The sequence below is a fragment of the Frigoribacterium sp. PvP121 genome, assembly GCF_017833115.1.
Classification (GTDB): domain Bacteria; phylum Actinomycetota; class Actinomycetes; order Actinomycetales; family Microbacteriaceae; genus Frigoribacterium; species Frigoribacterium endophyticum.
On record NZ_JAFIBR010000001.1, the window covers coordinates 2,614,208 to 2,637,492 of the forward strand.

At 74.0% G+C, this 23,285-nt stretch carries 20 protein-coding genes; 10 read left to right on the forward strand and 10 right to left on the reverse strand.

Translation table 11 applies throughout. The features are described 5' to 3' along the window. Positions 1 to 245: 245 nt before the first annotated feature. From JOE43_RS12210 to JOE43_RS12225, 4 genes are all read left to right on the forward strand, one after another. Complete coding sequence (locus JOE43_RS12210) at positions 246 to 1,877, forward strand: threonine/serine exporter family protein (protein WP_307803359.1); 1,632 nt, start codon at positions 246 to 248, stop codon at positions 1,875 to 1,877. 219 nt (positions 1,878 to 2,096) lie between these two features. Further along, entirely contained in the window at positions 2,097 to 2,588 is a 492-nt protein-coding gene (locus JOE43_RS12215; protein WP_209518057.1) for a GNAT family N-acetyltransferase, read from the forward strand. A 151-nt stretch (positions 2,589 to 2,739) separates the two neighbouring features. Next, positions 2,740 to 4,542 carry a DEAD/DEAH box helicase gene (locus JOE43_RS12220; RefSeq protein ID WP_167259321.1) on the forward strand — a complete coding sequence of 601 codons (1,803 nt, stop codon included), beginning with the start codon at positions 2,740 to 2,742 and terminating at the stop codon, positions 4,540 to 4,542. 107 nt (positions 4,543 to 4,649) lie between these two features. Further along, complete coding sequence (locus JOE43_RS12225) at positions 4,650 to 5,045, forward strand: hypothetical protein (protein WP_209518059.1); 396 nt, start codon at positions 4,650 to 4,652, stop codon at positions 5,043 to 5,045. Positions 5,046 to 5,076: 31 nt separating this feature from the next. Here JOE43_RS12225 and JOE43_RS12230 read toward each other — a convergent pair whose 3' ends face one another. The 6 genes from JOE43_RS12230 to JOE43_RS12255 all read right to left on the reverse strand — a co-directional run bounded on the left by JOE43_RS12230 (position 5,077) and on the right by JOE43_RS12255 (position 9,785). Next, entirely contained in the window at positions 5,077 to 5,421 is a 345-nt protein-coding gene (locus JOE43_RS12230; protein WP_056055280.1) for a hypothetical protein, read from the reverse strand. Between the two features lie 146 nt (positions 5,422 to 5,567). Beyond that, positions 5,568 to 6,491, reverse strand: coding sequence for an SseB family protein (locus JOE43_RS12235; protein ID WP_209518060.1), 924 nt, complete (start codon positions 6,489 to 6,491; stop codon positions 5,568 to 5,570). Between the two features lie 36 nt (positions 6,492 to 6,527). Further along, complete coding sequence (locus JOE43_RS12240; RefSeq protein ID WP_209518062.1) at positions 6,528 to 6,848, reverse strand: hypothetical protein; 321 nt, start codon at positions 6,846 to 6,848, stop codon at positions 6,528 to 6,530. A 203-nt stretch (positions 6,849 to 7,051) separates the two neighbouring features. Then, positions 7,052 to 7,462: a hypothetical protein gene (locus tag JOE43_RS12245; RefSeq protein WP_209518064.1), complete on the reverse strand. Its 411-nt coding sequence runs from the start codon at positions 7,460 to 7,462 to the stop codon at positions 7,052 to 7,054. 110 nt (positions 7,463 to 7,572) lie between these two features. Beyond that, positions 7,573 to 9,435 carry a hypothetical protein gene (locus JOE43_RS12250; RefSeq protein WP_209518066.1) on the reverse strand — a complete coding sequence of 621 codons (1,863 nt, stop codon included), beginning with the start codon at positions 9,433 to 9,435 and terminating at the stop codon, positions 7,573 to 7,575. Then, complete coding sequence (locus JOE43_RS12255; RefSeq protein ID WP_209518068.1) at positions 9,432 to 9,785, reverse strand: hypothetical protein; 354 nt, start codon at positions 9,783 to 9,785, stop codon at positions 9,432 to 9,434. The genes JOE43_RS12250 and JOE43_RS12255 overlap by 4 nt, the downstream gene beginning before the upstream one ends. 171 nt (positions 9,786 to 9,956) lie before the next feature. Here JOE43_RS12255 and JOE43_RS12260 point away from each other — a divergent pair, with 171 nt between their 5' ends. Both JOE43_RS12260 and JOE43_RS12265 read left to right on the forward strand, forming a co-directional pair. Further along, positions 9,957 to 10,511 (forward strand): hypothetical protein, encoded by a 555-nt coding sequence (locus JOE43_RS12260; protein WP_209518070.1) that lies wholly within the window; start codon positions 9,957 to 9,959, stop codon positions 10,509 to 10,511. Positions 10,512 to 10,516: 5 nt separating this feature from the next. Then, positions 10,517 to 10,954: a very short patch repair endonuclease gene (locus JOE43_RS12265; RefSeq protein ID WP_280921679.1), complete on the forward strand. Its 438-nt coding sequence runs from the start codon at positions 10,517 to 10,519 to the stop codon at positions 10,952 to 10,954. Positions 10,955 to 11,216: 262 nt separating this feature from the next. On the opposite strand, the gene JOE43_RS12270 is transcribed toward JOE43_RS12265, so the two are convergent. From JOE43_RS12270 to JOE43_RS12285, 4 genes are all read right to left on the reverse strand, one after another. After that, entirely contained in the window at positions 11,217 to 14,519 is a 3,303-nt protein-coding gene (locus tag JOE43_RS12270) for a TM0106 family RecB-like putative nuclease (protein WP_307803360.1), read from the reverse strand. A 315-nt stretch (positions 14,520 to 14,834) separates the two neighbouring features. Then, positions 14,835 to 15,857, reverse strand: coding sequence for a LacI family DNA-binding transcriptional regulator (locus JOE43_RS12275; RefSeq protein ID WP_209518075.1), 1,023 nt, complete (start codon positions 15,855 to 15,857; stop codon positions 14,835 to 14,837). Further along, on the reverse strand, positions 15,854 to 16,609 hold the full coding sequence (locus JOE43_RS12280; protein WP_192045801.1) for a creatininase family protein: 756 nt from the start codon (positions 16,607 to 16,609) through the stop codon (positions 15,854 to 15,856). Before JOE43_RS12280 ends, JOE43_RS12275 begins: the two co-directional genes overlap by 4 nt. A 2-nt stretch (positions 16,610 to 16,611) precedes the next feature. Next, on the reverse strand, positions 16,612 to 18,036 hold the full coding sequence (locus tag JOE43_RS12285) for an amidohydrolase (protein ID WP_209518077.1): 1,425 nt from the start codon (positions 18,034 to 18,036) through the stop codon (positions 16,612 to 16,614). Positions 18,037 to 18,218: 182 nt separating this feature from the next. Here JOE43_RS12285 and JOE43_RS12290 point away from each other — a divergent pair, with 182 nt between their 5' ends. From JOE43_RS12290 to JOE43_RS12305, 4 genes are read left to right on the forward strand one after another with little or no spacing between them, the layout of a single operon-like run. Beyond that, entirely contained in the window at positions 18,219 to 19,262 is a 1,044-nt protein-coding gene (locus JOE43_RS12290; protein ID WP_167259332.1) for a BMP family protein, read from the forward strand. A gap of 4 nt (positions 19,263 to 19,266) precedes the next feature. Continuing rightward, a complete protein-coding gene (locus JOE43_RS12295) occupies positions 19,267 to 20,802 on the forward strand; it encodes an ABC transporter ATP-binding protein (RefSeq protein ID WP_209518079.1) in 1,536 nt (511 codons plus the stop codon). Beyond that, on the forward strand, positions 20,802 to 21,905 hold the full coding sequence (locus JOE43_RS12300; RefSeq protein WP_056055305.1) for an ABC transporter permease: 1,104 nt from the start codon (positions 20,802 to 20,804) through the stop codon (positions 21,903 to 21,905). Before JOE43_RS12295 ends, JOE43_RS12300 begins: the two co-directional genes overlap by 1 nt. Then, the gene (locus JOE43_RS12305) at positions 21,905 to 23,224 is read left to right on the forward strand and encodes an ABC transporter permease (protein ID WP_209518081.1); all 1,320 of its coding nucleotides are present in this window, start codon (positions 21,905 to 21,907) and stop codon (positions 23,222 to 23,224) included. The genes JOE43_RS12300 and JOE43_RS12305 overlap by 1 nt, the downstream gene beginning before the upstream one ends. The last annotated feature ends 61 nt before the right edge of the window (positions 23,225 to 23,285 follow it).

Below are 23,285 nucleotides of genomic sequence, written 5' to 3' on the forward strand. Positions count from 1 at the left end.
GAAAGTACGCGGCGCCGCTCCGTGTTCCCCCACAGCCCCGCCCGGGCGCGTCGCCCGACCGGCCGCGCCACGGTCACCGGGCCGTCCCCCGGCCGCGCTTACAGTGGAGGGACGCCCCCGGGCCGACCCGCCAGACCGATCCGCTCGGTCGCCCGACCGAACGGAGCGCTGATCGCGCTGAGCACCACCTCGACGACCCTCGCCGGCCTCGGCGGCCCGACCCGCGCCTCCTCGGGGGCCCGGCCGTGAGCGACGGCCCCCGCGCGTACGACCCGCCGCCCCGGCCGGTCGCGCCCGAGACGTCCGCTCCCTCGCCCGCGACCGCGGTGACCCCGGCCGCGGGCGCGCCGCTCCGCGACCCGTCGGCGCCGCCGCCCCCGCGCCGCCCGGACGCGGCCGCAGCCGTGGGCAAGCCCGCCGCCCGCCCGGCCCGCCAGCGCCGCCGCCGGGTGAACCCGCAGGAGATGCGCGACGTCCGTGCCCGCCTGCGCGGCACCATCTACGAGGGCACGACCCCCCAGCACGGCCGGCTCGGAGACCTCTACTCGCCCCGCCAGATCGTCGACTTCTGCCTCGACCTCGGCGAGGTGATGCTCGCCTCCGGCGCCGACGTCCGCACGGTCGAGGTGGCCATCGTCGCCGTCAGCACGAAGTGGAACCTCGCCCCGCTCGAGCTCGACATCACGGGCACCGCGATCACGCTGCAGTACGCCCCGGCCGAGGGCCCGCCGCTCGTCAAGATGCGCGTGGTGAGCGCGGAGGGCAGCGACCTGCACCGGCTGTCGCTCGTCTACCAGATCGTCGACGAGCTGCTGCACGACGACCGCGACATGACGAGCGCCGTCGAGGGCCTGGTCGAGGTGCTGCAGTCGCCACCGCGGTGGCCGTCGTGGATCACCGACGGGGCCATGGGCCTGTTCGGCGTCTCGGTCTCGCTGCAGGCCGGCGGCTCGATCGTCGGCGCCGTCGGGGCCTTCGTGCTGATGATCGGCGTCATGACGCTGGGGCGCTGGCTCGCCCGCAAGGGCATCCCGCAGTTCTTCGCGGTGGTGCTGCAGTCGGCCTGCGTCGCCGCGCTCGGCACCCTCGCGATCTGGGCGGGGGCGATGCCCGCGGGCAGCGCCGCGGCGATGGTGGCCGCGGTGGTCGTGCTCATCCTGCCCCACGTGACGATCGTCACCTGGGCGCAGGACGCCATCTCGGGGTTCCGGGCCATGGCCGTGTCGCGCGCCCTCGTGATCGTGCTGATCGTGGCGGGCATCGTCGTGGGGATCCCCGGCGGCCTCGCGCTGACCTCGGGCGTCGCGCTCGAGGTCGACCCGACCGACATCACCCTGCGGTCGCTGCCGATCTGGCTGCTGCTCATCACCACCTTCTTCGCGGCGGCGGCCACGGCCGTGACGCAGGGCGCCAACGCGCGCGTGATGCCGGTGGCGATCGGGGTGGCGATCGTCGGCACCGTGTCGCTCTGGGGGCTGAAGCAGCTCGGGCTGCCGCTGCTCGGCGCCACCTTCCTCGTCGCGGTGCTGCTCGGGGCGCTCAGCACCGTGGTCGCGGCGCGGCTGCGCGTCTCGGCGACGGCGATCGCGGTGCCGGCGTTCTGCGGCTCGCTGCTGCCCTCGCTGGCGGTGGCGTCGGCGCTGCTCAACTTCATGGCGGGCACCAACGGCGCCGCGGTCGACTTCGTCGCCTCGATGTCGACGACGCTCGCGATCGGCGCCGGGCTCGTGCTCGGCAGCCTCCTCGCGACGCCCGGGGCGCGGCGCTACCTGCGCCGCCGCACGAAGCGCGTCGTCGTGCAGTCGCAGCGGCTCGACACGTCGCCGATCGCGATCGTGCCGCCGGCACCGGCCGTGCCGCCCGTCCCGCCGACCTGAGCGGGCGCGGCGCGCGCCCGGCGCGGGGCGCGGCCCGGCCGGTGATGAGGCACCACGTCCTCGCACACGAACCACGCCGCGGCGTGGTTCCGCTGCGACGACGTGGTTCCTCCCGCGCGGGCCGGGTCGGCGGGCACGGCGGGGCCGGGCCGGGCATCGGGGTCGCTAGCCTGGCGACGGTCGCGCACCGGGGCGCGGCCGGACCCCCAGGAGGCGCCCGTGACCACCCAGCTCCGTGCCGCCACGGCCGACGACGCCGAGTTCCTGGCCGAGGTGCTGTTCCAGGCCTTCACCTGGCGGGGCCAGCCTGACGGCCTCGACCGTGCCGCCCTGCGCGAGGCGCCCGAGATATGGCACTACGTCGCGGGCTGGCCGCGGGCCGGTGACGGCGGGCGCGTGGCGGTCGTGGACGGCCGCCCTGCCGGCGCCGCCTGGTGGCGGACCTTCGCCGAGCACGACCGCGGCTACGGCTGGGTCGCCGACGACGTGCCCGAGCTCAGCATGGGCGTGGCGCCCGCGCACCGTGGTCGCGGTCTCGGCGGCCAGCTGCTCGACGCCCTCGTCGCCGACGCGCGCGAGGCCGGCCTGCCCGGCCTGAGCCTCTCGGTCGAGGACGGCAACGACCGGGCCCGTGCCCTCTACGAGCACCGCGGGTTCGTGCTCGCCGGCCGCGACGGCGACTCCGACACCCTGCTGCTGCGCCTGCGGTGATCGCGGAGGCCCGCCGAGCGGGCCTCCCGTGCTCCCGCCCGGGCCGGCCGGGCCCGCCCGGGCCGCGGATCGGGGCGCTGGAGTACAGTCCGCCCGGATCTCCCGGCACGCCCCGGTGTCGATCAGGACGTCGACCCTCTACCCTTGCAGGATGAGCCCCACCGATACGCGCGACGAGATCGACGCCGACACCCCCGACTCTGCGCCGACCTTCTCCGACCTGGGGCTCAGCGATGCCGTCCTCAAGGCCGTGAAGGAGATCGGCTACGAGACCCCCTCCGCCATCCAGGCGGCCACCATCCCCACCCTCCTGTCGGGTCGCGACGTCGTCGGGCTCGCCCAGACGGGCACCGGCAAGACGGCCGCCTTCGCGCTGCCGATCCTCAGCCGCCTCGACGTCTCGGCCAAGAAGCCGCAGGCGCTCGTGCTCTCCCCCACCCGTGAGCTCGCGCTCCAGGTGTGCGAGGCGTTCGAGCAGTTCGCCTCCGGCATGCGCGGCGTCCACGTGCTCCCCGTCTACGGCGGCCAGGCCTACGGCGTCCAGCTGAGCGCGCTCCGTCGCGGCGTCCACGTCGTCGTCGGCACGCCCGGCCGCATCATGGACCACCTCGCGAAGGGCACGCTCGACCTCTCCGAGCTCAAGTACCTCGTGCTCGACGAGGCCGACGAGATGCTCAAGATGGGCTTCGCGGAGGACGTCGAGACGATCCTCGCCGACACCCCCGACGACAAGCAGGTCGCCCTCTTCTCCGCGACGATGCCGCCCCAGATCCGTCGCATCTCGAAGCAGTACCTCAACGACGCCGAAGAGATCACGGTCAAGCAGAAGACCACGACCTCGGCGAACACGACCCAGCGCTACCTGATGGTGTCGTACCCGCAGAAGGTCGACGCCCTCACGCGCATCCTCGAGGTCGAGAACTTCGAGGGCATGATCATCTTCGTCCGCACGAAGAACGAGACCGAGACCCTCGCCGAGAAGCTGCGGGCCCGCGGCTACTCCGCCGCCGCCATCAGCGGCGACGTCGCGCAGGCCCAGCGCGAGCGCACGGTCAACCAGCTCAAGAGCGGCAAGCTCGACATCCTCGTCGCGACCGACGTCGCGGCCCGTGGTCTCGACGTCGACCGCATCAGCCACGTCGTCAACTACGACCTGCCGATCGACACCGAGTCGTACGTGCACCGCATCGGCCGCACCGGCCGCGCCGGGCGCAGCGGCGCGGCGATCAGCTTCGTCACGCCCCGCGAGCGTCGCCTGCTCGGCGCGATCGAGAAGGCCACGCGTCAGCCGCTGACGCAGATGCAGCTGCCCACGCTCGAAGACGTGAACGTCACGCGTCTCGCGCGCTTCGACGACCAGATCACGGAGGCGCTGGCCCAGGAGAGCCGGATCGCCGCCTTCCGCGACATCATCGGCCACTACGTCGAGCACCACGACGTGCCGGAGGCCGACGTGGCCGCCGCCCTCGCCGTGGTCGCCCAGGGCGAGACGCCGCTGCTGCTCGACCCGAAAGACGAGCGACCGGCCCGGCGCGAGCGTGACGACCGTCCCGCCCGTGACGACCGCGGCGGCGACGACCGAGGCGGCCGCTTCGACCGCGACGACCGCGGCTCGCGCCCCGAGCGCGACCGCGGCCCCCGCACGTCGAAGCCGATGACGGCCTACCGCATCGAGGTCGGTCGTCGTCAGCGCGTCGAGCCCCGCCAGATCGTCGGCGCCCTCGCCAACGAGGGCGGCCTCAGCCGTGACGACTTCGGCGCGATCCAGATCCGCCCCGACTTCTCCGTCGTCGAGCTCGCCTCCGACGTCAGCAAGGAGATGCTCGACCGTCTCGTCGACACCCGCATCAGCGGCGTGCTCATCGAGATCAAGCCCGACCGCCGTGGCGGCGGCTCCGGTGCGCCCCGTCGCGACGACCGCGACGAGCGCCCCCGCAAGCCGCGCCACTCGTAGGCCCGGCTCCGCCTCCCCGGACGGCGCCCGCTCGCAGGTGACTGCGACGGGCGCCGTCCGTCGTCCCGGCCCCGATCATCCGTCCGTCACGTCGCCCTGGAGCACCCGTGGTCCCCCTCCTCACTGCTGCACCGTCCGGCCCCACCGGCACCGGCGCCCTGTTCGGCGTCGTGCAGACGACGCTCACCATCGGCAGCGTCGTGCCGCTGCTGCTCGCGGTGGTGGCCCTCGTGCTGTGGGCCAGGATGCGCCTCCGTCGCCCCGACCTGGCCGGTGACGACGACGGCGGGCAGCGACGTCACGACCTGGGGCGGGTGAGCCTGCTCGGCGCAGCCTTCGCACTCGTGCTGCTCGCGATCGGCGAGGTCGTCGTCGGCTACGGCCGACCGGGCGGCGTCGTCGGGGCGTTCAGCGACGGCGTCTCGCCGCTCGTGCCGGTCGCGGCGGCCCTCACGGTCGTCGCGGCGATCGTCTTCGCGCTCTCCCCGGCGCCGCGGCGCTGACGAGCACCGTCGGGCGGCTCGACTCGGGCAGTCAGCCCTGTCGGCGCCCGGTCAGCCGTCGCACGCTCTGCACGACGCCGAGCACGCACATGGCGGGTGCGAGCCAGATCAGCACGCCGCCGAGCCCGCTCTCGGTCGACCCGAGGCCGGCCGGGTCCTGCGTGAGGAGGCGCGACACGACGAGCAGGACGACCCCCGCGATCGCGGTGAGCAGCGTGCCGACGGCGGCGAGCCCGAAGACGCGCAGCCCGCGGCCGCGGATCATCGCGACGACGCCGTCGATGAGGAACGACGCGACGAGCGGCACGCCGACCGCGAGGGCGACCAGGCCGGCGATCATGAGGAGGACGGCGACGAAGCTCTCGGGGTCGAGCACGGCACACCTCCTTCGTCTGCGTCGACGTTAGCGAGGGCGTGCTGGGGGAACGCCCTCGACGAGGCGACGGGTGTCGGCGAGGCGACCCGCGACTCCGCCCGTCCGGCCGCGCCGGCCACGGCGCCGGGCACGGCCCGGAGGCGAGGTCAGCGGTCGGCGAGGGCGCGGAGCTCGTCGGGCGTGACGGCGACGGAGCGCTCCCCCGGCTCGACGACGACGCCGGCGTGCCCCTCGGCGAGCGCCACGCCGGCCAGCTCGGCGAACGAGACCGCCCGGGCCGTGGAGCCGGGCGCCCAGGCCCAGGCGGCCGCCGGGGTGGCGTGGACGACCGACCAGGTCTCGCCCTCCTCGCCGGTGGCCGTGGCGACGACGGTCGAGGTGGCCTCGCCCTCCGCGTCGCGCTGGTCGACCTCGGCGACGTACAGCGACGGCGAGGTGCGGAGCAGCTCGAGCATGTCGGGCCAGGCGATGGTGCGCTCGGCGAGCGCCCGCGCGACGGGGACGGAGGCGGTGACGTCGTCGCCGAGGCCGCGTCGGAGCTCGTCCGAGTACGCGATGAACTGCGTCTCGGGGGTGCCGGGGTCGAGGGCGAGCCCCTCGTACTCGCGCACGGCCTGGTCGACGACGACGGCCGCGGGCTGGGCGAACGGCACGGGGGTCTCCCCGTCGCGGTAGCGAGCGAGGCGGTCGGCGCTGGTGAAGGCGAGCAGGAGGCGCTTGCCGGCGTTGTCGGTCTGGTGCGCGATGGCGACGACGTCGCCGTGCTGGGGCCCGGCGGCGGGGTCGGCGAGGGTCGAGCGGGTGAGGTCGACCAGCAGCTGGCCGGCGGTCAGCTCGGCCATGACGGCGCCCAGCGTGACGGAGTTCTTCTCCCGCCCCCACCCGGTCAGGGCCTGCTGCAGGGCGGTGTGGACGACGGGCCCCGAGGAGTCGCGGGTCGGCTGCCCAGCCTCGGTCACCTCGGTCTCGGCGCGGCTGGCCTGCGCGGGGCCGACCTCGTCGACCTGCGACTCCGTGCTCGGGGGCGCCTCCGCCGGTCGGACTGACGTGCGGCGCGAGAAGAGACCCATGGAGACGAGCCTACGACGGGTGGGCGGCGGCCTCGGTCAGTAGGTGTCGAACGAGGTCTCGTCGTCGCGGAGGAGGAAGCACCGTGAGGCCGACGCCACCGTGAGGACGCCGTCGTCGTCGACGTCGGCGACGAACGACAGCCCCTCGGGCCCCGACACGACCATGAGGGGCGTCGTCGAGCCCTCTCGGAGCTCGGCGGAGAAGCCGTCGTCGTCACGGAACCCGGCCCCGACGTCCTCGAGCACGTCACGCCGGTCGCGGCCTCCCTCGAGCTGGAACGTCGTGCGTCCTGTCCACTGGTACGCCGTCTCCGAGCAGGAGAGGAGCACGCCGTCCGGCTTCTGTTCGGACGACACGACCTCGCCGTCGGGCAGGCTCTCCGCGACTCCGCTCTCAAGAGCCTGCGTCTCCGCCTTGGCCTCGACGACGGTGAGGGCAGGGTCGGTCTGACCGGCCCCGCCGCCCGAGCACCCACCGAGGACGACGCAGCAAACGAGAGCGACACCGGCCCCGATCCGCCGGGGAGGCCTCGTCGTCGTGCGTGCGACAGTAGGCAGGATCAGTACCTGTCGTGGACGGATTCGCCGTCACGGAGCACGAAGCACCGGGACGCCGAGGCGACGGACAGCACGTCGGAGTCGTCGACCCTGGCGACGAAGGCGAGCCCGTCCGGGCCCGAGACGAGGATGCGTTCACGTTCACCGTTGTCCTCGGACGTCGAGCGGAAACCGTCCTGCGACGTGAACCCGGTCGCGACGGCCTCCAGGACGTCGTGCTCGGAGCGACTGCCGTCGAGCTGGAAAGTGATGCGCCCCGCCCACTGGTGGGTGTCGTCACTGCAGGAGAGCAACGTCCCCTCGTCGCGCTGCTCGGACGAGAGGACTTCACCGTCGCCGAGGAACGAGGCGACGCCCTTCTCGAACTCCATCGTCTCTGCCTTGGCCTCGGTCACCGTCAGGCCTTCATCCACGTCCACGTCTCCTCCTCCGGTCTGTCCAGCCGCACACCCTGTCGAGACGGAGAGGAGAGCCATCACGACCGCAGTCGCGGCGATCCTGGTCGCCGGTCGTCGCCATCTCATCATTTGTCCCTGCCCACGCGGATGCGCTCGTAGATCGAGTCCAGCACACCCAGGTTCTCCGCTTCCTGTGATGCGATCAGCTCGTGGTTCCTCTGCGGATGGACCGTGACGTCGAAGCCGGGAGGCGGCTGCAGCGACATCCCCTGCGGGTCACCGCCGGACACGTACCAGGTGAAGTCACCTTCCCGGGTCAAGATCTCGGAATGGAAGTCGGGGCTCCCACTGGGGTTGTTCCCCCCACCGACCATCCCCGAGTACTGAGCTATCGACAGGAAGTCTCGGTAGCTCTGGTGGCTGTACTGGGTGTCAGGGCGTGCTTCCCAACCCGGTGGCATGTAGGCGCCGGCCAGCGACTCCACCTGGTCGTAGTGCGCGTTCGCCACTTCCGAGCCCGTCACGGCTGCGAGACCCCAGGAATGGCCGATGCCGACGTCGTACGTGGTGCCGAGCCACGGGTCGGTGTGCACGACGTCCTGGAAGGACGCGAGGTCGCGGCCCTTGCGCAACGCGAAGTCGGTCTCATTGGCCTCAGAGAGGCCGTGGGCGATGTTCTCGCCCTCGCTCCCACCCGGGAACTCCCCGTCCATCCAGACGAAAGCGACCGTCTCGTCGTCCTGACCACTCAAGTAGTCCGACACCTGCTGCACACCGCCATGGTAGAACGACTGGATGGTCGTGGCCGTGCCGGGGCTGTACGTGATGGTCGTCGTCGTGTCGCGGCTAGGCGTGCCGAACATCTGCACGATGCGCGCGTGGTCAGGGTCGTAGAGCACGAGCTGCACGGCGTAGGTCCCGTCCTCCGTCGGGGTCGTCGCCCTCTTCAGGTAATCCACGTCGTCATCGAAGGCCGAGACGGCGGCGCGGAGACGCTCTTCCTCAGGGTCGTCCACACCATCCCGGGAGTAGATCTCGTGCCGGTCCTCCAGGTATTCGTCCAGAGACTCCTGAGCTCGCTCTTGCCGATCGCGGACACGCGCCAGCTCGTCCTCTGCGTTGTGGCGGTTGGCTTCCAGACGCACCGGCAGCGGGACTCCCCCCAGCGCACCGATGATCGCGGGCGCCCCGAGCACGAGCGCCGACTGCACCGGAGACGTCGCGCCGTCTTCGGCGAGCCCGTTCCACCAAGCGAGCGCCTCCCCCGGCTCGGGCGGGTGCTCGCGCAGGTGGTCGACCCACTCCGGGTGTTCCTCGACCAGGCGTTCCACGGCCTCGGGGTCAGAGAGCGCGAGACGGTCGAGCACCGCGCGGCCCAGGTCGGCGTCGAACGAGGTCTGGGCCGCCGCCCACGAGGTGCCGAGGGCGGCCTGGTCCGCGGCTCCCGACAGGGCGGTCAGCCCGGCCGGGTCGGCGACGGCGGACAGGTCGGCCGTCGCCTCGTCGACGGCGGTCTCGATGAGCGTGCGGATCGCCTCCCGCTCGTTGACGAGGTCGAGGTGCCGCTCGTACTGCCCGGGGCCCCAGACGTCGCCGGCGTCGGACTCGTCCACCTCCATCAGCTCGGCCTGGTCGGAGCGGTACGACGCGACGGAGGCGCGGAACGGCGGGATCTCCGCCGCGAGCGTCTCGAGGCGCTGCTTCGCCCCGGCGAGCGCCTCGGCGCAGGTCGACAACGTCGACGCGACGGACGACAGGGACTCGGTGAAGTCGTCACCTGCGGTCCCGACCACCCCCATCTTGCTGATCAGGGCTTCGGTCTCGGGCGCGTCGTAGTGGGAGCCGAGTCGCCCCCAGCGGGCGACGACGTCCTCCGTGGCCGGGGACACGAGGCCGGCCTGCTGAGACAGGGTCGTCGCGGCGGCGTCGAGCCCGTCGATGTCGACCGTGATCTCGGGCAGCGAGGCCACGGTGATCAGCCCGCTCATCGCGGCACCGATCCGAAGCGGCCCGCGTAGGGGTTGGTCGCGGGCGACGCCTCCTGGGCGGCGGCCGTCGACGCGGCCATGCTCTCGTCGGCCTGCACGTAGAGCACGGCGTTGGCCTGGACCGTCCCCACGAGCTCCCCGGCACGAGCCACGAGGTTCGGACCCGTCGTCCGTCGGCCCTCTACCGCTCCGCGCAGGGCTGCGGCGAGCCCGCCCTCGGCGCTCACCGCCCCCAGGGCGTCGTCGACCGCCGTCAGCGCCCCGTCGATCGCCCCCGAGGCCTCGTCCAGCTCTCCCGTGACGTCGGCGGTGACGTCCGAGATGCCCCCCACGTCCATCGAGTACTTCACGGGCCCCACGCTAACGGCATCTCGGCCCCAGCGGAACGATCGGTCCGTTTCTCCACCTCCAGGCGTACGCGCGGGTCACCCGCCCCTCCCCCGAGAGGAGTCGCGGGCCTGCACCCACAAGCCGTCCCCGACGCCCCCGGCTCGGCCTCGCTCCCGCCCTACCGTCGCCGCATGATCATCGAAGCCGGGTACGACCTCCACCAGATCCTCATGCCGACCGTCCACGAGAGCCGGGCACGGGCCGAGCACGGCCCCCACGACAGCCCGCTGTGGCTGCTCACCCTCGACCGGGACCTCCGGGTGCAGTACCTGGTGCAGGTGACGCCCGACATGCGCGGCCGCCCCGCCGACGAGAGGGAGGCCATCGTCGCGGCGCTCGACTGCAGCGACCTCTTCGAGGTGAGGTGGCTCGTCTTCGCGTGGTGGTCGCCGACGGCCGCTCCGGTCGACTCGGGCTGGCAGCGCCACCTCGACGACGAGGCACTGAGGGCCGCGCCCGAGCTGGCCGACTACGAGCTGCTCGGCACCGTCGTGTACGACGACGAGGGCTTCGCGTGCACCTTCCCACGGTTCAGCTTCTGCGACTACGACGAGGGGCTGCCCGTCGCGGCGGTCATCCACGGCCGGCACCCGCGCGGCTGCGACTGCCTCGCCTGCGAGCAGGCGCGAGTGCGGCGCGCCGAGCGGGAGGAGCGGCGAGAAGCGGCACGTGGGGGCTCGGCCTGACCAGCCTGCCGCGTCCGGACACGGGCGACTTCGAGTCTGACGACGACACCAGGCGCCGCATGAGCCGGATCCGCCGTCGTGACACGCGCCCCGAGCTCGCTCTGCGACGCGGGCTGCACGCGAGGGGCTGGCGGTACTTCGTGGACCGCCCCGTGGCGGGGGTCTCACGGTGTCGCCCCGACCTGCTCATCCCGCGCCTCCGCGTGGCCGTCTTCGTGGACGGCTGCTTCTGGCACTTCTGCGTCGAGCACACGCACCTTCCGACGGCGAACGCGGCCTACTGGCAGGCCAAGCTGCTCGCCAACCGGCGGCACGACGTCGCCCATGACCACGAGCTGAAGTCAGCGGGGTGGGCGGTCGTCCGGGTGTGGGAGCACACGCCCCCGGCCGAGGCGATCGACGCCGTGGAGGCGGTGCTGCGGCGAGCGGCCGCGGACGGGTGACGCGAGTTCGAGGGCGCGGCGACGAACCACTTCTTCGCAGGGGAACCATGCCGCGGCGTGGTTCGTGTGCGAGAACGTGGTGCCGCTCGGGCAGGTAGGACGGCCGCTCGCCGAGATGAACCCCGTTCTCGCAGGGGAACCCTGCCGCGGCGGGGTTCACGGGCGAGAACGGGGTGTCCCGCGGGCCGGGGCGGCGCGCGCCGCCCGCGAGACACGCGCGGGCCTGCGCGGCGCGTGCCGCCCGGCCCCCCACCCGCGCGCGTCAGCGCTGCTCGACCAGCTCGATGAACCGCGACAGCGTGCCGAGCCCGGCGATCGACGTGGGCATCGAGCTGGCGAGCGCGGGCGAGTGCACGAGGTACGCCGCCCACTGCGCCCGGCTGATGCCGACGTTGAGCCGGTTGGGCATGAGCAGGAAGTCCAGGCCGCGCGGGATGTCGGCGGCGCTCGACGCGGCCAGGGAGACGATCGCGACCACCGCCTCCCGCCCCTGGAAGAGGTCGACGGTGCCGACCGTCGTGCCGGTCAGACCGGCGGCGTCGAGTGCTTCGCGGATGACGGCTCCCTGAGCGTTGTACGGCGCGACGACGATCACGTCGTCGTCCGTCAGCCGCCGCGTGCCGTGCTCGTCCGACCAGGCCCGACCGACGACCGACCGCGCGAGGTCGACCACGCGCTCGGCCTCCTCGACCGACGACGTCGTGTTGCCCGCGTGCTCGACCGGCACGGCGTGCAGCCCGGGCTCGACGCCCTCGAGGTGCCGCTCGGGGGCTCGCGACTCGAGCGCGCCCTCGTACGAGAGGCGAGAGACGGGCGCCGTCACGGCCGGGTGCATCCGGTACGTCCGCGACAGGAAGTAGCCGAGCTCCGGCGGCAGCACGTCGTGCCCGTCGGCGAGCCAGCCGAGCGACGACGTGTCGACGGGCTCGGGGTGCGAGCCCTGGCTGACCTGCGGCAGCTGCTGCGGGTCGCCGAGCAGCAGCAGGCGCTGCGCGGCGACGGCCGACGCGATCGTCGGCGCCAGCGAGAACTGACCAGCCTCGTCGACGACGAGCAGGTCGAGCGAGTGCCGCGCGACGTAGTCCGGGTTGGCGAAGGTCCAGGCGGTGCCCCCGACGACTCCCCCGGCCTCGCCCGGGCCGGTGAGGAACTCGGCCAGGCCGGCCCCGTTCTTGACGGGCGTCCACGCGGCGGCCTCGACCGCCTCCGCGCTCGCTCCGCTCTTCGGCACCTTGACGACGAGCGCGGGGTCGACGCCCTTGCCGACCACCGCCTCCAGGAAGTTCTCGACCACCGCGTGCGACTGGCCGACGACGCCCACGCGCCAGCCGTGCTCCCGCACGAGCCGCGCCACGACCGTCGACCCGACGTACGTCTTGCCCGTGCCGGGAGGGCCCTGCACCGCCAGGTACGACCGGTCGAGGCCGAGCAGCGTCGCCGTGACGGCGCCGACGGTGTCGTCGCCGACGACGGGCACGACCCCGCCCCGCGGAGGGACGCGACGCAGCAGGTCGAGCACCGCGTCGTCGACGAACGCGGGCAGGCCGTCGAGCACCGAGCGACCCCACTCGGAGATCGCCGCGGGCTGCGGGGCCGCGCGCGGCGGCGCCGCTGGCGTGATCGCGAGCGGGAACGCCTCGTGCGGGTCGGCGCCCCCGGGCAGCGACTCCTTCACGAGCATCACGACGCCGTCGTGGTCGGCGTCGACGTCGAGCACCGCGACCCGCGACGTCGCGCCGCGCAGGCCCGGCCCCGACGCGACGATCGAAGGAGGCAGCGGGGCGTCGTAGACGAGGTGCGGCGTTCCCCCGGGCGTCAGCCGGCTGCCGGGCGCGAGCGAGCCCCTCAGCCGCAGGTCGCGCGACAGGGTGCGCGCTCGCGGCAGCTTCTCCCAGTCGCGGACCACCTCGGCCTGCTCGACGACGAAGACGTCCCGCGTGTCGGCCCACTCGTCGAGCGGGTCACGGAGGCGCCCGAAGTGCTCCTGCCAGAACGTCTTCGCCTCGCGCCGGTGGTAGTCGATCGCGGCCGCGGCGAGCGCGAGGGCCGTCTGGTCGGGCGTGCGGTCGAGCGGGTCGACGTCGGCGAGCAGGGCCGACAGCTCGACGAAGACCGGGTCGGGCTCGGCGCGCACGCGCTCGTCGTCGACGAGGGCGACCGCGTCGTCGCTCGTCGACCCGGGCGGCACGAACGTCAGCAGCCAGTCGCGCAGCCGGAGCGTCGACCGGCAGTCGTACTCGTTGTAGTCGGCGACCTGGTCGAGCCGCGCCTGGCCGGCCGGGTCGCCGGCCCGCACCGCCGCGATCGCCTCGACGTAGGCGGTGATGCTGTCGGCGCCGTTGAGGACCCCGTCGCCGTCGCGGAGGTCGCCGCCCATGTACAGCGGCTCGAGCTTCTTGATCGAGTAGCTGCGCGAGCCGACGACGAGAGCCTTGCGCACCACCGGGTAGAGGTCGACGAGCACGCCGTCGCGCAGCAGGTCGTCGACCTCCTCCTCGCCGACGCCGTGCCGGGCGGCGAGCGAGAGGAGGTGGGTCCGCTCGTAGGAGGCGTAGTGGTAGACGTGCATGCCCGGGTGCGCCGCCCGTCGCTCCCGCACGAAGGCCAGGAAGTCGACGAGCGCCTGCCGCTCGGCCCGGAGGTCGTGCGCCCAGAAGGCGGTCGGGCGAGCCTCGACGTCGACCAGCCCGAAGAGGTAGTCGAGGCCCCAGGTGCCGCCGTCGCCCTCCGTGTACAGCGGGTCGCCCTCGAAGTCGAAGAACACGTCGCCGTCGTCGGGGGCGGGGATCGCCGCGAGCGCCCCGGGGTCGACGAGGCGCACCTCGGGCACGCCGCCCTCGCTGGCGACCTGCAGCTGCGCCTGGGCGCGCAGCCGCGACAGGGCGGCCCCGCCCACGCCCGGCACGCCGCCCGTGCTCCGGGCGAGTGCGTCGATGCTGTCGACGCCCGCGGCGATCAGCGCGGCACGCTGCCCGAGGCTCAGCCCGGCGACGAGCACGAGGTCGCGGTGCGCCTCCACCTGCGCCGCGCACTGCGAGCACCGGCCGCAGGCCGTCACCCCGGGTGCGCCCCAGGGCAGGGCGGAGGAGGCGCGCTGCCGTCGCTCGACCGCGTCGCGCAGCCGAGACCGCTGGGCCCGGTGCACGGGGGCGATGTCGGCGAGCTGGTGCGTCGACCGCGACCCGTCGCCGAGCACGAGGTGCACCTGCGCACCGACCGGCACCCCGAGCGCCGTGATCTGCTCGGCGTAGGCCGCGAGCTGGAGGAGGGCGGGGATCTTCGCGTGCCGGGCGAGCTTGGTGTCGTAGACCTCGTACTCGCCGGCGTCGTTGCGCACGAGGAAGTCGGAGAAGCCGATGAAGGTCGGGTCGTGGAACGTGGCCTGGTAGAGCACCGGCACGCCGTCGCGCATCGCCTGCTCGGCGGCCGCGGCCGCCGCCGGGTACCCCTCGCGCGACGGGCGCTCGAACTCGACCACCTCGTGGCTCGCGCGCAGCTGCTCGAGGAAGCGCACCTCGTGGTCGTCGCCCATCCGCGCCGTCCGGTCGAGCATGGCGTCCGACACGGCGTCGATCCGGTCGATGCGCCCCAGGGCGGCGTCGAGCCGCCGGAGGAAGGCCCACTCGCACGCCGCCCAGGTGGTGAGGTCGGACGGGCTGGTGACGACGAGGTCGGTGTCGGGGTCGATGTAGATGGCGGCCTCCTCGGCGGGCGGTGCGGGCAGTACGGGCAGTGCGGTGCAGGCGGTGCAGGCGGTGCGGCGCTGCGCTGTGCTGTGCTGACGCCCAGGTCGGGCCCGGGCAGCGACCCGGCCGTGCTCGAACGCTAGCGGGCGCGACCGACAGCGGGGGGCGACTCCCCCGGGCTCCCGGAGCCGCGGTCAGCGGGTCGAGCGTCCGTGCAGCAGCCGGGGCGCGAGCGTGACGCGGCGGGCGCCGCCGGAGTCGTCGCGGTCGCCGCTCGCCAGGGCGTCGAGCAGCAGCCGCACGGCCTCCCGGCCCATGGCGGGCCACGGGTGGCGGAGGGTCGTGATCTCGCGCTCGTCGTCGCCCTCGACCGACGACACGTCGAGCAGGCTCGCGACCTGCACGGCCCCCGGCACGTCGACGCCGTTGAGGCGGAGCACCGTGACCAGGCCGTGCGCCACGTCGTCGTTCGCGCAGACCACCGCGTCGAGCCGTGCGAGGTCGCCGCTCGCGACGAGCTCGTTCGCGGCGGAGACGCCGCCGGCGAGCTCGGCCCCGGCCGGTCGCGCGCCGTCGAACCGGACGCCGCGCAGCTCGCACGAGGCCCGCACGGCGGCGATGCGGCGGGCGTCGGCGGGGTCGGCCGGCGACAGGCCGACGGTCACGAGCTCCGTCGCCCCGCCCTCCGCGAGGGCGCCGACGAGCAGGTCGGTGGCCCGGTTGTCGTCGAGGCCCACCGAGTCGGTGCCGTCGCCGAAGATGTGGCGGCCCACCTGCACGACGGGCACGCGGTCGGCGGCCGCGACGGCGTCACGGCTGACCTCCTCCGTCGGGGGGCAGATGACGAGGCCGTCGACTCGTCGGCTGAGGAGCGACTCCACCGTCCGGGCGTCGTGGTCGTCGCCCTCCGCGGAGTACCGCAGCACCAGCGAGAGCCCGGCGTCGTCGAGGGCCTCGCTGACCGACTCGATCAAGGCGGAGAGGAAGCCCGTCGTGTACCGGGGCAGGATGAGCCCGACGGTCTCGGTGCGCTGGCTCCGCAGGGCGCTGGCGACGGCGTTGTGCCGGTAGCCGAGCTCGGTGATGGCCTTCCGCACCGCGCGGGCCCGGGCCTCCGAGACGTGCTGGGCCCCCGAGAGCACGCGGGAGGCGGTCGCGATCGACACCCCGGCCTCCCGGGCCACGTCGACCAGGGTGGGGACGGACGTCGGGCTCACCGCGCCTCCGCCCGGCCCGCGAGCACGCCGGCGACGAAGTCGTCGAGCACGGCCAGGCACCCCTCCACCGTGGCGGCGAGCAGCCGCTCGCCCTTCTCCGCCGTGGCGAGGGCCGGGTCGCCGAACACGCCGCTGGGCGAGAACGGGTGCAGCGGCATCGGCGCGGTGCCGAAGTGCGACGGGAACACCGGGTAGCAGGCCTCGTACCGGTCGGGGTGGACGTCGTCGGGCGCCAGCCGCAGCATGATCGAGGTCTCCACCTCCTCCGCGTGGGCCAGCCCGGGCGCCGCCGGGGCGCTCTCGCGCACCTCGTCGATCGCCTCGGCCATGCCGGGGTGGTCGAGCGTGACGACGGGCAGCACGCCCTCCTCGGTGAGCTGCTGGGCCGCGACGAGCAGCGGCGCCCGGTTGCCCCAGTCGCCGTTCACGACGACGAGGCCGCCTGCGCCCGACGCGGCGAGCGCCCGCCCCAGGTCGACGACGATCGCGGTGACCGTCGCGGCCGAGAGCGAGAGCGTGCCCGGCCAGCCCGAGGTGCCCCAGGTCGCGCCGTAGTGCACCGGCGGCAGCAGCACGGCGTCGAGCCGCTCGGCCAGGCGGCGGGCGACCTCGACGGCCGTGGCCGTGTCGGTGCCCAGGGGCAGGTGCGGCCCGTGCTGCTCGTGCGCGCCGACGGGCAGCACGGCGAGGCCGGCTCCGCGGCGGTGGGCGGCGGCCACGTCGGGCCAGGGCGTGTGGTCGGCGTCGATCATCACTAGGGAGCGTACGTCTGCACGGTGCGGCCGTGCGACCGGTCGGTCAGCCCGGGCAGGCGCTCGTTCATCTCGGTCATCAGCGGCCCGAGGTCGACGTCGACCAGGCGGCCGTGCTCGACGACGACCCGGCCGGCGACGATCACCGTCTCGACGTCGCTCGCCCGCACGCTGAGCACGAGGGCGGCGGCGAGGTCGTTCATCGGCTGGAGGTGCGGCTTCCAGGGGTCGATGAGCACGACGTCGGCGGCGAAGCCGGGCGCGAGCGACCCGAGGTCGTGCTCGCGCCCGATGACGGCGGCGCCCTGGCGGGTCATGAGGTCGAGGGCGTGGGCGCTCGTCATCCAGGTGGCGTCGCCCGTGTGGGCCTTCTGCACGAGGGCCATGGTGCGGGTGCTCTCGAGCACGTCGAGGGTGTTGCCCGACGCGCAGCCGTCCGTGCCGATCCCCACCGGCACGCCCGCGTCGTGCAGCAGGCGGATCGGCGTGGGCCCGTGCGTGTGCTTCTGGTAGACCTTCGCGCAGCACGCGACGCCGACCCGGTCGGCGACGGGCGTCAGCCGCTCCAGGTCGCTCTCGACGATGCCCGTCCCGTGCGCGATCAGGGCCCCCGCGTCGAGCACGCCGGTGTCGTGCAGCACCTGGATCGGGGTCGCCCCGCGCCGGGCGAGCGACGACTCCGTCTGGTGCATCGTCTCCGACGCGTGGATGTGCGTCCGCACCCCGATCGCCCGGGCGGCCTCGGCCGTGCGGGCCAGGTCGGCGTCGTCGACGGTGTAGACGGCGTGCGGCCCGAGCATCGTGGTGATGCGCCCGCCGGCCGCGCCGTCCCACTCGGCCGCGAAGGAGGCGCTCCGGTCGAGGCCCTCCGCGCCCTGCGACGAGAAGAAGGTGCGGGCGAGCACGGCCCGCATGCCGCCCTCGTCGACCGCCGTGGCGATCTGCTCGGTCGAGAAGTAGTGGTCGGCGACCGTGGTCACGCCCGCGAGCAGCATCTCGGCGACCGCGAGGCGCGCGCCGAGCAGCACGTCGCGGTCGGTGAGGTTGACCTCCATCGGCCAGATGTGGTCGTTGAACCAGGAGGCGGTGGGCACGTCCTCCGCGGAGCCCCGGAAGAAGGTCATCGACGAGTGGCTGTGGGCGTTGACCAGGCCGGGGATCGCGACGCGGCCCGGCGCGTCGACCACCCGGGCGCCGGCGATGTCCGCCGGGCCGAGGTCGGCGTCGGGCACGATCCAGGCGATGACGCCGCCCGCGACGCCGATCGCCTGGTCGGCGACGAACACGGCCGGGGCCGGTCGCCCGGGGTCGCCGGGGTCGAGGTCGGGGTACCCGACCGGCGGCCGGACGGTCGGCGCGAGCACGGTCACGCGACGGACGACGAGGTCGACGGGCACCGGAGCGGCGCCGGGGGCTGCGGAGGTCATGTCGCCAGCGTGCCACGGACGCGGGAGTCGCTGAGAACGTTTACCCGACTCCTTACGTCCCCGAAACACGTCGGTAACACGAGCCGGTCTACGGTTGTGGCACCCCTGCACCCCCTCGGAGCCGATCCTGCGAGCGTCCGAGGCCACCTGCCGTGAAAACGTTCACAGAACCGGAGCACCCCATGCCCCTGCGTCGCCCCCGTCGCCTCCTGATCGTCTCGGGAGCCGCGCTCAGCGCCACGCTCCTCCTCGCCTCCTGCTCGGGCCAGACGGCCGCGACGGCCCCCTCGGCCGACCCCGACGCCGCGACGGTCGCGCTGCTCTACGGCACGACGGGCGACTACTCGATCATGGACGGCGGCTACGCCGGCTTCACCGCGGCGCAGGAGGACCTCGGCTTCAACCCCCTCGAGCTGTCGAGCCCGAACACCGACGACTACCAGGACCGCCTCGACCTCGCCGTCTCGCAGGGCGCCGACCTCGCCGTCGGCATCGGCTTCCAGTTCGCCCAGCCGATGGGCGACACCGAGCACCCCGACACCGCGTTCGTCGACGTCGACACCGACATCGGCACCGAGATCGACGGCGTGACGACCATCTCGTTCGCGGCGAACGAGTCGTCGTACCTCGTCGGGGTGGCCGCCGCGCTGACCTCGACCACCGGCCACATCGGCTTCGTGGGCGGCGTCGACCAGCCGTCGATCCAGAACTTCTTCGTCGGCTACGAGGCCGGGGCGAAGAGCGTCGACCCCGACGTCGTGGTCGACTCCACCTACCTCTCGCCGCTCGGCGACTTCACCGGGTTCTCCGACCCGACCAAGGGCAAGGAGGCCGCCGCCTCGATGTACGCGGGCGGCGCCGACGTCGTCTACGCGGCCGCCGGCGGCTCGGGCCAGGGCGTCTACGAGCAGGCCGCGGCCGCGAGCACCGACTCCGCCAAGGTCTGGGCGATCGGCGTCGACGGCGACGCGTACGCGCAGGTCGACGACGACATCAAGCCGTTCATCCTCACCTCGGCGCTCAAGAACGTCGACGTCGCCGTCCAGGACGTCATCACCTCCTTCGACGAGGGCAGCCTCGAGCCCGGTGAGCAGGTCTTCGACCTGGAGACCGGCGGCGTGGGCTACTCGACGAGCGGCGGCTTCGTCGACGGCATCGCCGACCAGCTCGAGGCGGCGAAGACGGCCGTCGTCGACGGCGACGTCACCGTCCCGACGGCGCTCTGAGACCGTGGGGGCGCAGGAGGCGGCGGTCCGGCTGACCGGGATCGTCAAGCGCTTCGGGACGTTCACCGCGAACGACCGGATCGACGTCCTCGTGCGCCCCGGCACGGTGCACGCCGTCGTCGGCGAGAACGGGGCCGGCAAGTCGACCCTGATGAAGGTGCTCGCCGGCGAGGAGCGCCCCGACGAGGGCACGGTCGAGGTCGAGGGAGTCGCGCACGACTTCCGCTCGCCGCGCCAGGCCCAGCAGGCCGGCGTGGGCATCGTCCACCAGCACTTCCTGCTCGCGGGCGCGCTCCGCGTCTGGGAGAACGTCGTCCTCGCCGACGAGCCCGGCTCGGCCTGGCGCATCGACGCCGCCGCTGCTCGCCGGCGCGTCGGCGAGCTGGCGTCGGCCAACGGCTTCGACGTCGACCCTGAGGCGTTCGTCGCCGACCTCGGCGTCGGCGACCGGCAGCGGGTCGAGATCCTCAAGGTGCTCTGGCGCGAAGCCCGCGTCATCATCCTCGACGAGCCCACGGCGGTGCTCGTGCCGTCGGAGGCGACCGCCCTCTTCGCGTCGATCCGCGCGCTCACCGCGAGGGGCGCCTCCGTCGTCTTCATCTCGCACAAGCTCGACGAGGTGCTCGCCTTCGCCGACGACATCACCGTCATCCGGGCGGGGCGCGTGGTGGGGCGCACGACCGCGGCCGAGACCACGCCGCGCGAGCTGGCCGGGCTGATGGTCGAGGTCGCGATGCCGACCGTGGAGCCGCGCAGCACACCGCCGGGCGACGACGTCGTGCTCGCCGTCGAGGGGCTCACCGTCGGCCGCCCCGGCGAGCGCCCCGTGGTCGACGACCTGTCGCTCACCGTGCGCCGGGGCGAGGTCGTCGGCGTCGCGGGCGTCGAGGGCAACGGCCAGTCGGAGCTGCTGGCCGCGCTGCTCGGCCGGGTCGAGCACACGGGCAGCGTCTCGCTCGGCGGGCGCGTCATCGACGACCTGCCCACCCGCGAGCGCCGCGCGCTCGGGCTCGCGTACATCCCGGAGGACCGCCACCGCGACGGCGTCGTGCTCGACCTGAGCCTCGCCGAGAACGCCGCGCTCGGCTACCAGGGCCGCGCTCCGATCCGTCGGGGCTGGTGGTTCAGCCGCTCGGCCGCCACGGCGGCGGCCGCCGAGATCATCCGCCGCTTCGACGTGCGCGGCGGCACCCCGTCGACCCGGGCGCGCGCGCTCTCGGGCGGCAACCAGCAGAAGTTCATCATCGGCCGCGAGCTCGGCTCCGACCCGACCGTGCTCGTGGCGGCGCACCCGACCCGCGGCGTCGACGTCGGTGCTCAGAGCGCCGTCTGGCGCGAGCTCGTCGAGGCCCGCGACGCCGGTCTCGGCACGTTGCTCGTCTCGGCCGACCTCGACGAGCTGCTCGCGCTCAGCGACCGGCTGCTCGTCATGTACGGCGGCCGCGTCGTCGCCGAGCTCGACCCCCGACACGTCACCGCCCTCGATCTGGGAGAACACATGACCGGCGCCCACGCCCCCGCGACGGGAGGGGCCAGCTGATGCGCCGCGTCGTCGTCACCGCGGCCGGGCCCGTCGTCTCGGTGCTGCTGGCCCTCGCGGTCACCGCCCTCTTCCTCACCGTCGGCGGCTACAGCGCGTCGAGCGCCTTCTCGGTGATGTGGTCGTACGGCACGCAGCCCGCGTCGCTCGTCGCGAGCCTCGACTCGGCCGTGCCGCTCTACCTCGCCGCGGTCGCGGGTGCCTTCGCGGTGCGGATGGGCCTCTTCAACATCGGCGTCGACGGGCAGTACCGCATGGCGGCCCTGGCCGGCGCGGTGGCCGCCGCGTCGCTGCCCTTCCCGCTGGCGGTGCGCCTGCCCCTGACCCTGCTGATCTCGTGCGCCGTGGGCGCCGGCTGGGCCCTCATCCCCGCCCTGCTCAAGATCCACCGTGGGGTCAACGAGGTCATCACCTCCATCCTCCTCAACGCGGTCGCGACCACCGTCGTCGCCGTGCTGCTCAGCGGCGTCTTCCGGTCGGGCGGCGGGCAGAACACCGGCACGGCCATGATCGACGCCGGCGGCCTGATGCCCGCCCTGCCCGGCACGGGCAGCGGGCAGGGAGCGGTCTCGAGCTTCGTCGTCGTCGCCGTGCTGGTCGGCGTCGTGTACCACCTCGTCGTCGACCGCAGCCTCTTCGGCTACGGCCTCCGGGTCGCGGCCCGGTCGCCCGAGGCGGCGGAGTCGGCCGGCATCCGGGTCGACCGCAAGATCGTCCAGGCGATGCTCGTCAGCGGCGCCGTCGCCGGGCTCGTCGGGCTGCCCCACGTGCTCTCGGTCGCCGGCCGCTTCGACGGCACGCTGCCGACCGACCTCATGTTCACCGGGCTGGCCGCGACCCTCCTCGGCCGTCAGCACCCGATCGGCATGGCGCTCGGCGCGTTCGTGCTCGCCTTCGTCGAGCGCAGCAGCCAGGTGCTCGGCCTCGTGCAGCTGCCGACCGAGGTGGGCCAGGTCTTCCTCGCGGTCGTCCTGCTCTCGTCGGCCGTCGGGTACTGGCTCACCGAGCGCGTCGACCAGCGCGTCGCCCTCGCCGCCGCCGTGCGCCGCCGCCTCCGGGCCGCCCGCACCCCCGACGCCGCCCCGACCGGAGGAGCCTCCTGATGAGCACCGGCACCGATCCCCTCGCCGCGGTGACCCCCTCGGGGGCCGGGCCCGCCCGCGCCTCCGTCGATCGCCTCCGCCCGTCCGCGCGCCACGTGCGCGCCGCTCTCCGCTGGACCCTGCTCGGCCTCGGCCTGCTCATCCTCGCCCGTTACCTGGCCGACGCCCCCGGCATCACGGCGTCGGCGACCTGGGGCTCGGCCCTGCGGCTGACCGTGCCGATCGCCGTCGTCGCGATGGGCGGCCTCCTCTCCGAGCGCTCGGGCGTCATCAACGTCGGCCTCGAGGGCATGATGATCGGCGGCACCTGGACGGCCGGCCTGCTCGGTGCCGTCGCCGGCCCCTGGGCCGCCCTGGTCGGCGGCGTCGCCGGCGGGCTGGTCTTCGGGGTGCTGATGGCGGTGCTCTGCATCGAGATGGGCATCAACCAGCTGATCGTCGGCGTCTCGATCAACGTCATCGCGGCGGCCGTCGCGCGCTTCGCCTCCGACATCGTCTTCAGCGGGATGGACGGCGGCACCATCGCGCGCTCGCCCCGCATCGGCGCGGACGTGCCGCACCTGTCGCTGCCGTTCGTGAGCGGCGGCCTCGGCACGCCCGACCTGAGCCGCACGATGGAGGCCTCGGAGCTGCCCGTCGTCGCCCAGGTCGGCGGCCTCGTCGGGGGCCTCACCCGCGACGTCTCGCTCGCCGCGGTGATCGGCCTGCTGATCATCCCCGTCGTGGCCTGGGTGCTCTGGAAGACGCCGTTCGGCCTCCGCTGGCGCGCCGCCGGCGAGGAGCCCGCCGCCCTGCAGGCGCTCGGCGGCAGCGTGCACCGCACGCGCTGGATCGCGGTGCTCGTCGGCTCGGGGCTCGCGGGCTTCGCGGGGGGCTACCTCACCCTCATCTCGCAGGGCTACATCGAGAACCAGACCGCCGGCCGCGGCTTCATCGGCCTCGCCACGCTGATCTTCGGCAACTGGACGCCGTCGGGCGTGTTCTTCGGCGCCGCCCTCTTCGGCGTCAGCGACGCCGTCGGCATCGGCCGGCCGGAGACGCTGCGGGCGCTCGTGCTCGTGCTCGCCGTCGTCTTCACGGCCCTCGGCCTGCTGCGGCTGCGCCGCACCGTGCCCGGCCGCAAGCTGCGCGAGGGCCTGCCGCCCCTGGTCGTGGGCGTCGTGCTGCTCGTCGTGTTCGTCGCCGTGCCGCTGCCCGCCGCGGTCTCCAGCGCCACCCCGTACGTCGTGACACTGGCGGTGCTGGTCGTCGCCGGCACCCGCATGCGGCCCCCGGCGGCGCTCGGGCGGCTGGTGCCGCGGCGCACGCGCCGCAGCTGACGCCGCCCGACCCGTCCTGCCACTGCCCCTGCTCCTGTTCCTGCTCCCCCGACCTCTCGAG